The organism is Mycobacterium branderi, assembly GCF_010728725.1.
Classification (GTDB): Bacteria; Actinomycetota; Actinomycetes; order Mycobacteriales; family Mycobacteriaceae; genus Mycobacterium; species Mycobacterium branderi.
Genome location: NZ_AP022606.1, coordinates 2,391,691 through 2,405,964, shown reverse-complemented (window position 1 = coordinate 2,405,964; position 14,274 = coordinate 2,391,691). Strand labels below are relative to the sequence as shown.

Genomic DNA, 14,274 nt, shown 5'->3' with positions numbered 1-14,274 from the left:
AGCCGTCTCTGGTCGGACTTCTTGAATTCACCACGCCGAACTAAGAGCCCAATCGTGAGGCATCGTGAGCGTGCTGCACCTCGTGAACCCTCGGCTTGATCTCGTTTGGTCGACACAGCGGCTAGATTCTGGTTGCGTATCCAAAGACGTTCCGTCGAGTTCACCTGCTGCTGAACAGGTTTGCTCCCGTCAGGTGACCGGGAAGCACGGCGTAATGAGCTTTGAAATCTCGATATAGACCGGGATCCCGATCGTGACGTTGTACGCGAACGTCAAGCCCAGTGATGCGGCCAGCGGCAGAGTCGGGCTCGCCTCGGGGATCGCCAGCCGCTGGACTGCGGGTACGGCGATGTATGACGCAGCGCCGCAGAGTACAGCGAACAGAATATAAGTGCCCGGCTCGAAGTGGGCATGGGTGAAGTGGGCGTAGGCGTGAGCGACGATGAGCCCGATAGTGGCGAATACGTTGGGCGCCAGTAGGCCGAAGGCGATGAAACCCGGACCCGCGGTCTTGAGGTCTTTCAATCGCCGAGCGGCAGTCATCCCCATCTCGAGCAAGAACAGACACAGCACGCCCTGGAAGGCGGCCACAAAGACCTTGTCGTTGTCGTGCACGACCTTCAGCCCCTGCAACCGACTGATCAGGCCGATGAGGATGCCACCGAAGAGCAGATAGAGGCCCGGGTTGAGCACGACTTCCCTGAGCAGCTTGACTGTGCGAGCGCCCGAATTTGAGTCACCCGAATCGACGCTGCTAGCGGGATGCTTCTGCAGCTCCAGTGCAAGCTCGGTCTCCTGCTCGATCGCCAGCTGGTGTTCGTCGTCGAGGCGCTCCCCGAGAGCCGGCCGGCTGGCCGCACCGGGCCCCACGCTGGCCACCGGCTGGTAGCCGGGCTCGCCCGGCATGTTCCCCAGGGCGTCCATCCCCTTGTGCCGCAGCCGCGCCGCCAAATACAGCGCCACCAGGCAGCCCGGCATTTCCATGACGGCCAGCATCACCGACATGAAACCGTTGAAGGCCATCCCCACAGTCGTAAGGACGCCGATACAGGTTGCGAAGGTGCCTGCCGAGTCCGACCCGTAATAGCCCGCGACCGTCGCTCTGTCGATCCGCCGCATTTTGGTCGTGCGGGTCAGCATCTGGTAGGCGATCAAACCGATCAGGAAGTTGAGTGCGAATCCGAGGATGACGAACCCCAGGATTTGGCCGATGCTCGAAACGTGGACCGCGGCAAGTTCTTCACCGCCGTGCCAGCCGATGGCCAGCAGCAGATACATCGTCACGCCCTGATAGATCACAAAGGGAAACTCGAACTGCACCTTGAGAATTGGGATGAAGAAGCCGAGGTAGAAGAACAACAACAACGGCTTGAAGAGGTTGTGACGGAAGTTCTCCCAGAACTCCAGGAGCATCGCAAATCTCCCTTGGTGGGTGCGGATTGCTGAAAATCCGTGTAGAGGCAATGAATTCGTTCAGAGCCTAACCAGGGGACGGCGCTAGATCTGTGACAGAGCGCACTTAGACGCCGGGAAAGCGCCGGGAAGGCGCCGGGAAGGCGCTGGGAAAGTGAACGGCTTCCTACTTCTTGGCGCCGGAAAGTGACGGGCGCATTACGGTTTCCTTAACGCGGTGCGTCACCGATGACCACGCCGACGGCGAGTAGTGCGTCGTGACATCGTCGAACCCGTCGACCCGGGAAACGCTGAGCACACCGGTCTCTTGATTGATGGTGAGCTTGTCGCCCTCCGCCGCGTGGACCTCTTCTCCGTCAAGGACTGCTCAGATCCACGCACCGACTATCGAACGACTATCGAACAACAACAACGGGATTGCTTTCATCTGATGAAAAATCGGCGGCAAGTTCACCGGTAAAGCTGCATATTCGATTGCGTCCAATTCCCCATGTCCAGCGTGCTGACCGACGCCGACAACCAAGGATTCCACGAAGGCCGCGGCGACCATGCCGCACTCAGGCAGCGTACGAGTCGGGACGGTAGTCTCACGCGGCATGACCGATTCCATCGTCGTCAAGGTCAAGCCCAGTAGTCGTAAGGGGCCCCTTGTCGAGGTCGGTCCGGACGGTCAGATGACAATCTACGTTCGCGAGCCAGCGGTTGACGGCCGGGCCAACGACGCGGTCATCCGGCTGCTGGCAGCCCACCTTCAATTGCCAAGAAGCCGAGTCGAATTGGTATCCGGAGCGATGTCGCGGCTCAAGCGCTTTGAGGTGCGCCGTTGAGCAGAAATACGCGGTCGACGAGCGCTAATTACATTGCTGCTGTCCATTCCATGCCTAGCATGACACGCGCAGGTGTGGGCAAGATGTTTAGTAACGCGAACCAATCTGTCGCGCTCGCGACGCACCTCCCGGCGCAACCCGATTTCGGTCTTTACCGCGGTCGCGACCACCCCGGCCTGCCCCGCGTTAGTTGCCGGACGCACGATATAGGGTTCTGCATGCTTCAGCGTTATTCATTGTTTAGGTTGCGTACGGCTTGGGCGGTGTAGGTGGTTTTGACAGCGCCGCCGGGGGTGGTTTCGACTTTCATGAGTGCATCGATGCGGACGCGATCACCGACTGCCAGGCCGCGCGCTTGGTCCTTGCCGATGCGGCCGAGTTTGACCGTCACGGTCTCTCCGTCGTCTTGCTGAATGAGCCAGGACGAGACCGCGCTGACGGTGAGGTATTCGCCGATGATTTGCACGGGTTGTTCGTCGAGGTTGGCGTTTTCGACGGTGGCGGCGATGTAGGCGGCGGCCGTTGAGGACACCGTGACGCGGCGGGTGGCGCGCGATGGTTGCTGCCAGTCGATTTCGACGTCGAATCCCCCGCGGTCCAGCGTTTTGGACAGGTCGCGTAGGGCCGAGGCGGTACGTGGTCCCATCTCGGCAAGCTGTTGGACGAACCGGGATTGCGCTGGGCTGGGCCCGATGTCGTTGCCGGCGCTGAACACATCGATGGCCGCACCAATTGCGGTGTCGAGCAACTGGTCGTCGGTTTCCAGTTCGGCGAACATGCCGACTTTGCCGCCGCCGTGGCCAGTTTCGGTGATCGGCGAGATCGCCGGGGTGAGGGTCAAGATGATCGATCCGGGCCCAGGTGAGGCCTTCAGTAACAGGTCGGTGCGGCGGCGTACATCGGCGTTGGGCTGGCGCCCCAGCGCCTTATCGCCCTGTTGGGCGGCCCCGACCGCGGTGGCCAGGCGTTGAAATCCGGCCATCACGCGGGCGACTTCGGACACCCGCGCCGACGCCCCGGTCACGCCGTCGCCGCTGATGCGGATGTTGCCACGCGATGGCAGCGTTCGCCCGAGGGTGTCATCGGCGATCAGGGCCTCGACGCTGATGCGGGACAGGTCATCGGGAGTACTCCAGGTTGGCGTGTCGTCGTCGGCCATCGCCGCCAGGATCGCCGCCTGCATCCGGTCGAGGTCATCCTCACTGGTAGTCATCGACGATCACCTCCACATATCCGCAGCGCGGCAGCGCATCCTCGCGCGCTGGCGGCGAACCCGTTGGGCCAGAACGCATTCGCTGCAGGTAATCATCGACCCGGCCTCGTCGCTCCAAGTATTGGGGCAGGTAGCGATCCTCAATCTCGGTGTCGGGTTGGCAGTGCCAGGCGACGACCGAAGTATCCACCCGCACTCCGACAACGCGACGCAGCGTAGCGCGCTGGGCGAACGCCCGCAGGATGTTGGCGCTGGCCGGGTCGAGGTTGGCTTTGGACAACTCCAGGTCCTCGGCCCAATACACACACGACACGACCTCGGGTTCGGGCTCCTCGGAGAGGAACCGTCCGTACAGCCAGCAGGCGTTGACGTGCACGTGGCGACAAAGCAGGCTTGTCGCCGACTCCCAGTCCCGCCATAGCCGCTGCCGGTGCTCGCCGCGCCCGTCGGTGAATCGCTCGTAGACCTCGGCCCGGCTTGCCCGGTAGCGACCGGGTGGCAGTAGCCCACCGGAGGGCTCGAACTCCGGAATCACACCATAGCCCCTCCCACCATGCGGTCTGTTGGCTTTACCCGACCGCGCGGGCGGGGTGCTTTGTGCTCAATCCCGTGAAATCCGACAGCGATTCACCCCCGGTCGGGTCCTGGTCGCTCGCGGCGGCGAACAACGCGTCGATCACCTCGTCGATACCGGCCACCGCTTCCCACGCCGCCTCGGCCAGCCGCTCGGCCGCGACGCGCTCACCCCCGGCGGTCAACGCGGTAGTGAGGCGCTCCCGCGCGGCCAGCAGCCGGCCAAAGTCGACCCCGGCGGCGGGTGCCGGTTTGTCGTCGGCGGCGAATGCGCGGATCAGCTCGTCGAGCGCCTTGCGCTGCCGCGTGGTCATCCGCTGCGCTTCGGCTGGGGGCTGATACACCGCAGCAGCCGGGGCGGTCACCGCAGCCGCCGCGAACGCGACGTTCTCCGACACGTCGGCCAGGTAGGCGATCGCCCGGATCGACGCGTCCGACGGGCGGGTGGCGTAGGTGCCCTGCCGCAGCCGATTCAGCGTGGCGTGCGAGATATCGTGGCCGGCGCGCTGCGCCAGCTCCGCCAGGCGGCGCCCGGACGCCCCGCCGTGCCGAGTGGCGGCGAGCTCGATCAGGTCGATCAGTGACTTGCTGGTCTTGGCCATGGCTTGACACCCACTCCCTGGCTAGCCTGACGCGCGAGACCCATTGTTGCGCCGCGTGGAACACGAGTCAAGCGCAACACGCGGGCCGGGTTACATCCCAACCGAATAACGGTTCTGTAATCTGCCTCATGTGTCAGACGGCAGTCCGATTACGGGCGGTTGGTTTCCGGCGGGAGCGCCGATGGGTGACGGCGTCTGGGTGTTCGGGCCAGAGCCGCCGGCCCAGGGCGGTTTCCAGGCGAGCCAGCGAGCCGATGTCGCACAGCACGGTGCCAGCCAGGATGCGCCCGATGGTGGTGTGCGCAACCCCACTGGTTACGGCCAGTGCCCGCTGGCCGGTAGCGGTCTCGGCCATTGCTTCCCCGAGAGCGCGGGCCAGGTGTTGTGCGGCGGACGCCGACGGCGGGGCATCGGGTTTCATGTCGGCGTTGGGCCAGACGCCGCTGGCCACGTAGGCCACCGGCGGCTTGTCGCCGTTGCTGCGCGCCACCAGCCCACCCTATCCCGCGGCCCCGCCGTAGTCGGACAACCTGTCGGACCCCCCTGCTCGAATGGTGCATACATGCACCATTACGGATGGAGGCGGCATGGTCAACGTTTCACGAACCGGGTCGGCCCGTGGTGAGCGCCGGGCAGCAGTTGCTGTTGCCGCTGGGTTGGGGGCCGGCCATGGCTGACGACAGCTTGAGCGCAGCGGTGGCCGCCGTGACCGGCGCGTGGATCGCCGACGGCATGTTGGCTGCGCAGACCCTCGACAAGTTCGGGTTACTTATCCGGCGGTTCGCCCGCTTCGCCGCCGCCCATGACGTCACCACGCTGGCCGGTGCCGATCGAGGATTGGTCGCGAAATTTGTTGCCGCCAAAGGCCGCACCCGACACGGAGTCGTGTCGCAGGCGGCGGTAGCGACCATGCACAACCGTCGCGCCGCGCTGCGCGCCTTCTACCGCACCGCCCGCCGGCTGCGGCTCACCCTCGACGATCCCACCACCGACATCGACGTCCCGGCCCGCGGATCGTCGGCCCGGCGCCCGCTCGCCGATGACGAAGCCGCGCTGGTGCGGCTGTTCTCCGAACACGCCACCCCAACCCGCCACGCCGCCACCGCCGCACTGCTGCTGGCCGGCGCGCACACCGCCGAGCTGGGCCACATCGCCGCAGCCGACATCGATCACCACTCCGCCACGGTGTGGGCGCACGGGTCAAGCAAACATCGCCCCCGCACCCTGCGACTCGACACCTGGTCGGCGCGGGTACTCGCCGAACGCACCGCCCACCTCACCGACCCACTTCCCGCCGGTGGTCACCCACCGGTGTTGTGCACCGGCGCCCACGGCAGCAACGCACACAAACAAGCCAGAGTGTGCGTGACCGTGCGCGACATCCTCACCCGCGCCGGACTATCCGACGACAACGGGCTACGACCCGCATCGCTGACCGCCTACGCCGCGCGCCGCGAGTTCGACCGCACCGGCCGCATCGAGGACGCCGCCCACCTCATCGGCTCGCCCTCGCTGGACACCACCGCCGCCCTCATCGGCTACCACTGGCACGACGACGGCGGCACACCATGAACCGAAAGACGACCTCCAGCAAGCTAACCCAAGCCTACGGCGCGCAGCGGATCCAGCAACACGACCTTCACAGGCGCAGCTGCGCCGATGAGCTCACCCCGCTCGAGATCGACACCATCGACGCCGTCGCCTCTAGCGAGCTGATATATCAACTCGCCCAAACCCTGCCCATCCATCAGCCCGGCAGTCCAGGGCGGCGGCCGCACTATCCGCCGTGGGTTCACCTGCTGCACAAGGCCCTCGCCAGCGTGCTGGGCTCGCACAGCAAGGCCGCGCGCGCGATGGCCCATCCCGCGTACTGGCGCTCGATCCGCCATCGCGCCGCCGCCCACCACGCGCCGAAAGCGCAGCGCAAGCCACCACAGCGCTGGCACCACAACTACGCCCAACAGCTGCTCGACGAGCACACCGACCAGCTGCTCGACGCATTCCGGCCACTCGCGCGCCGGCTCGCCCGTGAACTCGGCTGCCTCGACCCGACCCGGTCGGTCTCCCACACAAACCCGGCGCGGGGCCAATTCGTTGTCGGTGACGGCACCGTCGTCGCCGCTCCGGTCCGCAAAGCCACCGCCGACCGGTGGGACGAACACGGCGGACGCCACGTCAACGCCGGCGTCGAAGCCCAAAACGGCGAGAACGACACCGAATTCCGCTACGGCATCAAGTTCGCCATACTTGCCACCCGTCCGGACACCATCCGCAACAACCGCGTCATCCTCGACGTCGCAGCCGTGCCCGCGGGCAAAGGCTACGGAGGCGAGGCCCGCGTCGCCACCGACATGATCGACCGCGTCGTGGCCGACACAGAAATCCGCTGCGACGGGGTGTGCTATGACGGCGCGTTCCGCGGCACCCACATCGACCACGCCATGAAACACGGATTGACCGTGCTGTCGCCGATCCACGACGGTACCCGCAAACCCGCCGCGCTCGCACACCTTGAGTGCACGTGTGGCGAGGTCCACGACCTGTGGACCCAAGATGGACGCATCTGTGAGCGCCAGATACTCGACACCGGAGAAAAACACCTCCAGCCGTGTCCGATCGCCAAGATCTTTTCGCGCCGCAACGCCGACGGAAATCACCGGTGGTACATCGAGTTCGCGACTGCCACGTGCGGCACCGTGCACCGAGAGCGCATTGACACCACCGACGACGACCGCAACCGTGGCTACAACCGGGCCGAGCACCTACGCCAGCACATCAAAACCGAGGACGGCGACAGCGTCTACGACCGCTGCTACGGCTGGCGCGAGGATGCCGAAAGCCTTAACAACACCCTCGACCGCACCCTCTACGGCGGGCGCATGATCGCCTACACCGCAACACGCCAGTTAACCGTGATGCTCGGATTCGCTCTGGGCCGCAACGCAATCGCAGCCTATCTGCACCGACGACGACACCCCGACGAGCGAGCCGCCTAACGCCCGCCAGCACGACGAGCGACCCCCAGCTGCCCACGGACGCCCAAGCGTCGCGTGGCATTCGTCACGCCAGCTAAACTCAGACCCGCCGGACTCGACAACACGACGCCCACCGTCGCGACGCCGACCACGGCACCACGACGTCCAGAACACCGCTGAAATCGCGCCTCGCCAGGGTTTTAGTCAGGTATTCAAAGACGTCCCCCGCCCTCGTAGCTCAGGGGATAGAGCACCGCTCTCCTAAAGCGGGTGTCGCAGGTTCGAATCCTGCCGGGGGCACCATTTTCGCAGGTCAAGAGCATTTGCAAAACTGAATTCCCTCTTGGCGGAAGCGGAGCGCACTGGCGTATCGGTTACCATCACCACTCATGGCCGGCCGGTCGCCGTCCTGACCCCGGCACAGCGACGTCGACGCAAAGTCGGTCAACTGCCCACCCTTGCTGTGCCGGAAAACTTTGACGATTCGCTTCCCGACAGCGAGATGGCGGCCTGGGAAACCGACATGACAGCGAGCGATCTGCCGATCGATGCAAGCGATGCCACGCTGGCTTGTCGATTGCCGTGGGAGCACAAAGACCCAATCGATCGGATGATCGTCGCACAGGCGGCACGCCGAAATCTCACCATCGCGACAAGCGATACCCGCATCGTGAGTGCGGCACTGAGTCCAACCTTGAAAGCTTGACGCGCCGTGTCAGATCCCGCGGGCAGAGCTACCCAACGCCGGGCGAGCACACCGACAATGTTTGTCATTTGGTGCTAACGGCAATGCGCCCCTGAGGTGGACGCGTAGGTCGACCTGCGCGCTCGCTTAGGTCCCGTCAGTTCAGCCGAGAGCCGACGGGGCCGCCATCAGTTGTACTACCGTGCCGCTATGCGCGAGGGCTTCATTCGGTGAACGTCGAGATCGTCGCCAAGTTCTTATCCACCCTGCCCGAGGATGACGACCACCCGTACCGGACCGGGCCGTGGCGGCCGCAGGCCACCGAATGGGACGCCGACGACCTGGCGGCGATCGACGGCGAGATACCGCCCGATCTGGACGGCATATATCTGCGCAACACCGAAAACCCGTTGCATCCGGCGTTAAAGACGTATCACCCGTTCGACGGCGACGGGATGCTGCATGTGGTCGGCTTCCGCGACGGCAAGGCCTTCTACCGCAACCGCTTCGTCCGCACCGACGGCTTTCTGGCCGAGAACGAAGCGGGCGGACCGTTGTGGCCGGGGTTGGCCGAACCCGTGTCGCTGGCCAAGCGGACCGACGGCTGGGGCGCTCGGGGCCTGTTGAAGGACGCGTCGAGCACCGACGTCGTCGTGCACCGCGGTATCGCGCTGACCAGTTTCTATCAATGCGGCGACCTGTATCGGCTAGACCCGTACACCGCCAAAACCCTTGGCAAAGAACATTGGAACGGCCGCTTCCCGTTCGACTGGGGAGTGTCCGCGCATCCCAAGGTCGACGCCAAGACCGGCGAGTTGCTGTTCTTCAACTACAGCAAGCAGGCGCCCTACATGCACTACGGCGTCGTTGACGCTAGCAACGAGCTGGTGCATTACGTCGACGTTCCGCTGCCGGGGCCGCGACTGCCGCACGACATGGCGTTCACCGAAAACTACGTCGTGCTCAACGATTTCCCGCTTTTCTGGGAGCCCGAGCTGCTGTCGCGCGACCTGCACGTGGCGCGTTTCCATCCGGACATGCCGTCGCGGTTCGCGGTGCTGCCGCGGCGCGGCCAGACCGCTGATATCCGCTGGTTCGAAGCCGAGCCCACGTTCGTGCTGCACTTCGTCAACGCCTACGAGGACGGCGACGAGATTGTGCTCGACGGCTTCTTCCAGGCCGATCCCGAGCCCGCCGACACCGGCACCGGCAGCAAATGGCAACGGGCGTTTCGCTTTCTGGCGCTCGACCGCATGCAGGCCCGGCTGCACCGGTGGCGGCTGAACCTGGTGACCGGCGCCGTGGCCGAAGAGCAACTATCGGAGGCCATCACCGAATTCGGAGTGATCAACGCCGACTACGCCGCCACCGAATACCGCTACAGCTATGCCGCCACCGGAAAGCCAGGCTGGTTTCTGTTCGACGGGCTGGTCCGACACGACGTCCTCACCGGCCACGAGCAACGCTATTCGTTCGGCGACGGGATCTACGGCAGTGAGACCGCGATGGCACCCCGCGCAACCCGCGGCGGCGAAGACGACGGCTACCTGGTCACGCTGGCCACCGACATGAACGCGGACGCGTCCTACTGCTTGATCTTCGACGCCGCTCGAGTCAGCGACGGACCGTTGTGCAAACTCCAACTGCCGGAACGTATTTCCAGCGGCACCCACGCGACGTGGGCGCCCGGCCCGCAGTTGCGGCGCTGGCATTCCGCCGACCCGATCGGGTTGTCACCGACGCAGTGACGACGCCAGCGCCCACCCGGAGCAGATCACCGCGCCGGCCGCGCCCACCGCGCCGACATACAGACCGTAGCCGGCTGCGACCGGCGGATTGACGTTGACGCGGTAGTACCACCACGTCAACCCGGCGATGAGCAGTGAAAGAGCAAGCGCGGCAACCGATGCCAGTCTCGCCGACAACCCGCGACCGACCGTCGCACCGGCCACCAGCAGCGTCGAGGACAGCAACACGATCAGCTGACCCATCCCGAAACCGCGCGGAAGATGCAGGCTGCCCATGCTGCCCCCAACAGCATTGGCCCAGCCGCCGCCGTTGACCGTTGTGGTCAGCCACGGCAGCCAGGCGCTGACCGACAGTATCGCGGCGAATAGCGCGACCAGCCAACCAGGATGCAGACGGGTCATAGTGCGACACTAGCGCGCACTTTAGTGTGGAGCGATGACCGAGCTACCGGACTGGGCCCGCGAGTTGAACCTGGCACCCAACCCCGAAGGCGGCTGGTTTCGGCAGACCTGGCGCAGCGATGTGACAGTGGGCCAGTCGGCGCTGCCACCGGATTATACCGGGCCGCGCAGCGCCGGAACAGCGATACTGCTACTGCTGATGCCCGGCCAGCAGTCCGCCTGGCACACCGTGCGCAGCGCCGAGCTGTGGCTGCACCATCGCGGCAGCCCGTTGCTTCTCGACATCGGAAGCGAAAGGCACAGCACCACAACGCATGTGCTCGGCAGCGACATCATCGCCGGTGAGCGCCCCCAGGTGCTGGTGCCGCCCCGATACTGGCAGCGGGCACGGCCCCGCGACGACGAGCCCAGCCTGGTCAGCTGCGTGGTAGTGCCGGGCTTCGACTACGCCGACTTCGGCCTCGGCCCGGCCGACTAATCCTGCAACGACGACAGGTTGAACACCGCGCCCGTCGAGTCGGCGGCCGCCGCCAGCCGCCCATAGGGGGTGTCTTCCGCGCCGCGCAGCACCGCGCCGCCGTTGTCGCTGATCACCTGCAGTGTCTTGTCGACGTCTTCGGCGCCGAAGAAGATGGTCCAGTTCGATCCGACCTCGGCGGGCAGGCAGCCGGCGCCGTCCATCACGCCGAGCAATTGCTGATCACCGAACCACGCAGTGGTGTACCGGAATTCGTCGGTGTCGGCGACTTGCTCGGTCTGCCACCCGAACACCTCGCGGTAGAAGTCGACCGCGGCGCGGTAGTCGCGGGTGGTGAGCTGGTGCCAGACCGGCGCGCCGGCCTCGCCGATCACCTCGAAGCCCTGGTGCCCCAATGGTTGCCACAGACCGAGCGGTGCGCCCGTCGGGTCGGTGGCCATGCTCATGAATCCCTTGGCCGGTATCTCCATCGGCTCGATGCAGGACGAGCCGCCCGCCGCGGTCAGCGCCGACACCGTGGCATCGATGTCGGCGGTGTGAAAGTAGGTGGTCCACCCGTCCGGCGCTTGCCATTCCGGGTTGTTGGCCATCAGGCCGGCGACCGGTTGGCCGTTCTTGGCGGCGGTGACGTATCCACCGTATTCCGGTCCGGCGGATTCAAATGTCCAGCCGAAGACAGTGCCGTAGAAGTCGACGGCACCATCGAGGTCGGATGAGGCCAGGTCGATCCAGCAGGGGGCGCCCAGCGGGGCGCCGTGACGGACGGGCATGGTGGTCTCCTTCGATACGGTGTGGGCCCCGTGTCGGGGTTCACCGATACCGACCGTCGCCGGCTCCAAAACTCATCGCACCGGGGCGAACACCTTGACGAAATTGTCGAGCGACTCGCGGATGTCGCCCCGCAGCGCCCCCGCAACGATCATCCCGATCGGGCCGAACAGCGCCGGGCCACCGAGGTGCACGTCGAAGTTGACCTCGCAGCCGTCGCCCTTAGGCTTGATTTTGGCGAGCAGCTTGACCTTGACGCCGCCGACGCCAACTCCGTTGAGTGTCATGGCTTCCGGCGGCTTGTAATGCACGATCGTCCACTTGATCCGGTTCGGCATGCCCTTGACTTCGACGATCGACTCGACGACGGTGCCCTTCTCCAACTTCTCGGGTAGCTTGCTGCGCCATACCCGGTGGATGGTCAGCCACTCCTTGTAGCGGGAGAGGTCGGCGGCATGCTCCCAGGCCTGCTCGGTCGGCAGGGGTACGTCGATGGATCCGGAGACTTTCGCCATGGGCTAGTTCTCTGGGTTGCCTTTGTCCACAGCCTTTTTGGCCGCGTCCTGCACCTTGTCCACGGCGTCCTTGTACTTGCCGCCGGTTTTGTCGTCGACGATGTCGCCCGCCTTGTCGATCGCCTGTTCAACCTTGTCGGCGTTCTGCGACAGCAGGCTTTTGGCCTTGTCCAAAAATCCCATCAGTTCATCCTTTCCGTCAGTCGACCCTACCGTCGGGCCTTGTCGCTCTGAAGTCGCCACCAGGGTTCGCATTCCGTTGATTCGGCGGGATCCACGCGTTGCCCGAGTTTAGGCACCACCACTCGGACATCGGATGCCTCGGCCGCCGTCAGCAGCCGTTCGATCGGCTCGGCCCACGGATGCGGCGCCAACCGGAAGGTGCACCAGTGCACAGGCAGCAAAACCCGCCCGCCGAGGTCGCGGTGTGCCCGGACCGCCTCCTCCGGATTCATGTGGATGTCCGGCCACGCCTTGTTGTAGGCGCCGACGGGCAACAGCGTCAGGTCGAACGGCCCGTGCTCGGCGCCGATCTGCGCGAAGCTCTTCGTGTAGCCGGTGTCGCCGCCGAAGTACGCGCGATGCTTCGGCCCGATCACTGCCCACGACGCCCATAGCGTGGTGTTGCGGTTCATGAACCGGCCGGAGAAGTGCCGTGCGGGCGTGCAGACCAGGGTGAGCTCGTCGACGTTGGCGTGCTCGTTCCAGTCGAGTTCGACGATGCGCTCCTCGGGAATGCCCCACGACCGCAGGTGCGCGCCCACCCCGAGCGGGACGACGAACGGCGCCCACTGGGTGCGGGCCAGTGCAAGGACTGTGTCGATGTCGAGGTGGTCGTAATGGTCGTGGCTGATGACGATCGCGTCGAGTGCCGGCAGCCCCTCCAGCTCGATCGGCGGCGGATGCATCCGCTGCGGACCGATGACATCCGACGGCGAGCAGCGGTCGCTCCAGACCGGGTCGGTGAGCACCCGGTAGCCGTCGATTTCCAGCAGCGCCGTCGCGTGCCCCAGCCAGCAGACCGCGAGGTCGACAGCGCTGCCCATGGGCTGCGGCTCGGCCAGCGGGATCGCGGCGCACGGCCGGCTGGCGGCGCGGCCGCCGATGACCTCGCGCAGGATCAGCCGCTGCTGCTCGCGGTCCATGCTGAACAGCGAAGCCGGTTCGAGGTTGACGAAGACGCCGTCGCGGAAATTCGCTGAGCGGCCGGCCACCGCGCGTATCGCGGCAGGGTCCGCGCCCAGAGCCGCCGGTGCACCGTGCAGCGCGCGCAGCACCCACCCGCCGCTGGCCAGCGTGACCGTGCCGGCGACCAGTCGCAGCGCTCCGCGCAGCATCCGATCAGGCTCCCTGGAACTTCGGTGGTCGTTTTTGCATGCGGGCCACCTGCGCTTCGATGACGTCCTGGCTGGCCCACGCCTTGTCGAAGAGTTCCTTGTGGACCGGCCAGGCTTCCTCGATGGCTCCGTCGTCGTTGAGTACCCGCTTGGCGTGCTGCAGCGCCAGTGGCGCCAGGCCGGCGATCTCGGTGGCCCAGGCCTGCGCGTCGGCCAGCGACCCGATCCTGTTGGCCATCCCGGTCTGCAGCGCGACATCGGCGGTCAGCTTCTCCGCCGAGAGCAACATGGCCCGGGCCCGGCCATGACCGACCAGCGAACACAGCCGACGGATGCTCCAGTTGTCAAGGGCCAGGCCGTATTTCGACGTCGGAAACTGGAAGAACGCCTCTGGCGCCACCACCCGCAGGTCGCATTGCATCGCTAGCTGCAAACCGGCACCGATCGCGGGACCATTGATCGCCCCGATCAGCGGCATCGGCGCGGCATCCATGGCCTTGTGCAGCTCGATCAGCCGGTCCGGATAGTCGGCGGCGAAGGCGTCCCCGGACAGATCCGCGCCGGCGCAGAACACCGTGCCCTGGCCGGTCAGCACGATGGCGCGGACGTTCTCGGCGGCCGCCTTCTGCACGGCTTCCCGCAGCTCCTCGACGAGCTGGGAGTTCAGCGCGTTGCGGCGCTCGGCGCGCTGCATCTCAATGGTCAGGACGTCTTCGTCACGGGTGACACCGATCATTG

18 protein-coding genes, 1 tRNA gene and 1 pseudogene are annotated in these 14,274 nt (G+C 65.7%); 7 read left to right on the top strand and 13 right to left on the bottom strand.

Annotated elements, in window-relative coordinates:
- Positions 1 to 189: 189 nt before the first annotated feature.
- The 3 genes and pseudogenes from G6N47_RS12480 to G6N47_RS30325 form a co-directional block, all read right to left on the bottom strand.
- Positions 190 to 1,413, bottom strand: a complete 1,224-nt coding sequence (locus tag G6N47_RS12480) for a sodium-dependent bicarbonate transport family permease (RefSeq protein ID WP_024637497.1) — start codon at positions 1,411 to 1,413, stop codon at positions 190 to 192.
- 166 nt (positions 1,414 to 1,579) lie between these two features.
- Positions 1,580 to 1,771: pseudogene (locus tag G6N47_RS12475) on the bottom strand (hypothetical protein); the annotation flags it as partial.
- A gap of 9 nt (positions 1,772 to 1,780) precedes the next feature.
- Entirely contained in the window at positions 1,781 to 2,023 is a 243-nt protein-coding gene (locus G6N47_RS30325) for a hypothetical protein (protein WP_372517462.1), read from the bottom strand.
- Between G6N47_RS30325 and G6N47_RS12470 the strand changes: the two genes are divergently transcribed.
- Entirely contained in the window at positions 2,010 to 2,240 is a 231-nt protein-coding gene (locus G6N47_RS12470; RefSeq protein WP_083131359.1) for a DUF167 domain-containing protein, read from the top strand. The two genes, G6N47_RS30325 and G6N47_RS12470, sit on opposite strands and share 14 nt — an antisense overlap.
- Before the next feature lie 229 nt (positions 2,241 to 2,469).
- Here G6N47_RS12470 and G6N47_RS29315 read toward each other — a convergent pair whose 3' ends face one another.
- The 4 genes from G6N47_RS29315 to G6N47_RS12445 form a co-directional block, all read right to left on the bottom strand.
- Positions 2,470 to 3,453, bottom strand: a complete 984-nt coding sequence (locus G6N47_RS29315) for a hypothetical protein (protein ID WP_232080195.1) — start codon at positions 3,451 to 3,453, stop codon at positions 2,470 to 2,472.
- Positions 3,440 to 3,988 (bottom strand): DUF6932 family protein, encoded by a 549-nt coding sequence (locus tag G6N47_RS12455; RefSeq protein WP_083131358.1) that lies wholly within the window; start codon positions 3,986 to 3,988, stop codon positions 3,440 to 3,442. Before G6N47_RS12455 ends, G6N47_RS29315 begins: the two co-directional genes overlap by 14 nt.
- Before the next feature lie 34 nt (positions 3,989 to 4,022).
- On the bottom strand, positions 4,023 to 4,628 hold the full coding sequence (locus G6N47_RS12450) for a hypothetical protein (protein WP_083131357.1): 606 nt from the start codon (positions 4,626 to 4,628) through the stop codon (positions 4,023 to 4,025).
- A gap of 133 nt (positions 4,629 to 4,761) precedes the next feature.
- A complete protein-coding gene (locus G6N47_RS12445; protein ID WP_139799444.1) occupies positions 4,762 to 5,118 on the bottom strand; it encodes an XRE family transcriptional regulator in 357 nt (118 codons plus the stop codon).
- A 179-nt stretch (positions 5,119 to 5,297) separates the two neighbouring features.
- Here G6N47_RS12445 and G6N47_RS12440 point away from each other — a divergent pair, with 179 nt between their 5' ends.
- The 5 genes from G6N47_RS12440 to G6N47_RS12420 all read left to right on the top strand — a co-directional run bounded on the left by G6N47_RS12440 (position 5,298) and on the right by G6N47_RS12420 (position 10,036).
- Positions 5,298 to 6,200: a site-specific integrase gene (locus G6N47_RS12440; RefSeq protein ID WP_083131464.1), complete on the top strand. Its 903-nt coding sequence runs from the start codon at positions 5,298 to 5,300 to the stop codon at positions 6,198 to 6,200.
- Complete coding sequence (locus tag G6N47_RS29655) at positions 6,197 to 7,624, top strand: hypothetical protein (protein WP_232080194.1); 1,428 nt, start codon at positions 6,197 to 6,199, stop codon at positions 7,622 to 7,624. Before G6N47_RS12440 ends, G6N47_RS29655 begins: the two co-directional genes overlap by 4 nt.
- A gap of 206 nt (positions 7,625 to 7,830) precedes the next feature.
- Positions 7,831 to 7,906 (top strand) — tRNA-Arg (locus G6N47_RS12430).
- A 28-nt stretch (positions 7,907 to 7,934) separates the two neighbouring features.
- Positions 7,935 to 8,309 (top strand): type II toxin-antitoxin system prevent-host-death family antitoxin, encoded by a 375-nt coding sequence (locus G6N47_RS29650; protein WP_083131356.1) that lies wholly within the window; start codon positions 7,935 to 7,937, stop codon positions 8,307 to 8,309.
- Between the two features lie 209 nt (positions 8,310 to 8,518).
- Positions 8,519 to 10,036, top strand: a complete 1,518-nt coding sequence (locus G6N47_RS12420; RefSeq protein WP_083131355.1) for a carotenoid oxygenase family protein — start codon at positions 8,519 to 8,521, stop codon at positions 10,034 to 10,036.
- Here the strand turns inward: G6N47_RS12420 and G6N47_RS12415 are convergent.
- Positions 10,022 to 10,438: a hypothetical protein gene (locus tag G6N47_RS12415; RefSeq protein WP_083131354.1), complete on the bottom strand. Its 417-nt coding sequence runs from the start codon at positions 10,436 to 10,438 to the stop codon at positions 10,022 to 10,024. The two genes, G6N47_RS12420 and G6N47_RS12415, sit on opposite strands and share 15 nt — an antisense overlap.
- A gap of 34 nt (positions 10,439 to 10,472) precedes the next feature.
- Here G6N47_RS12415 and G6N47_RS12410 point away from each other — a divergent pair, with 34 nt between their 5' ends.
- On the top strand, positions 10,473 to 10,916 hold the full coding sequence (locus G6N47_RS12410; RefSeq protein WP_083131353.1) for a cupin domain-containing protein: 444 nt from the start codon (positions 10,473 to 10,475) through the stop codon (positions 10,914 to 10,916).
- Here the strand turns inward: G6N47_RS12410 and G6N47_RS12405 are convergent.
- From G6N47_RS12405 to G6N47_RS12385, 5 genes are all read right to left on the bottom strand, one after another.
- Positions 10,913 to 11,686 (bottom strand): VOC family protein, encoded by a 774-nt coding sequence (locus tag G6N47_RS12405; RefSeq protein ID WP_083131462.1) that lies wholly within the window; start codon positions 11,684 to 11,686, stop codon positions 10,913 to 10,915. The genes G6N47_RS12410 and G6N47_RS12405 overlap by 4 nt on opposite strands.
- A 72-nt stretch (positions 11,687 to 11,758) precedes the next feature.
- A complete protein-coding gene (locus tag G6N47_RS12400) occupies positions 11,759 to 12,199 on the bottom strand; it encodes a type II toxin-antitoxin system Rv0910 family toxin (protein WP_083131352.1) in 441 nt (146 codons plus the stop codon).
- 3 nt (positions 12,200 to 12,202) lie between these two features.
- Positions 12,203 to 12,382: an antitoxin gene (locus tag G6N47_RS12395; RefSeq protein ID WP_062540463.1), complete on the bottom strand. Its 180-nt coding sequence runs from the start codon at positions 12,380 to 12,382 to the stop codon at positions 12,203 to 12,205.
- Positions 12,383 to 12,408: 26 nt separating this feature from the next.
- Entirely contained in the window at positions 12,409 to 13,536 is a 1,128-nt protein-coding gene (locus tag G6N47_RS12390; RefSeq protein WP_139799443.1) for an MBL fold metallo-hydrolase, read from the bottom strand.
- A gap of 4 nt (positions 13,537 to 13,540) precedes the next feature.
- Positions 13,541 to 14,272, bottom strand: coding sequence for an enoyl-CoA hydratase (locus tag G6N47_RS12385; RefSeq protein WP_083131351.1), 732 nt, complete (start codon positions 14,270 to 14,272; stop codon positions 13,541 to 13,543).
- Positions 14,273 to 14,274 lie beyond the last annotated feature (2 nt).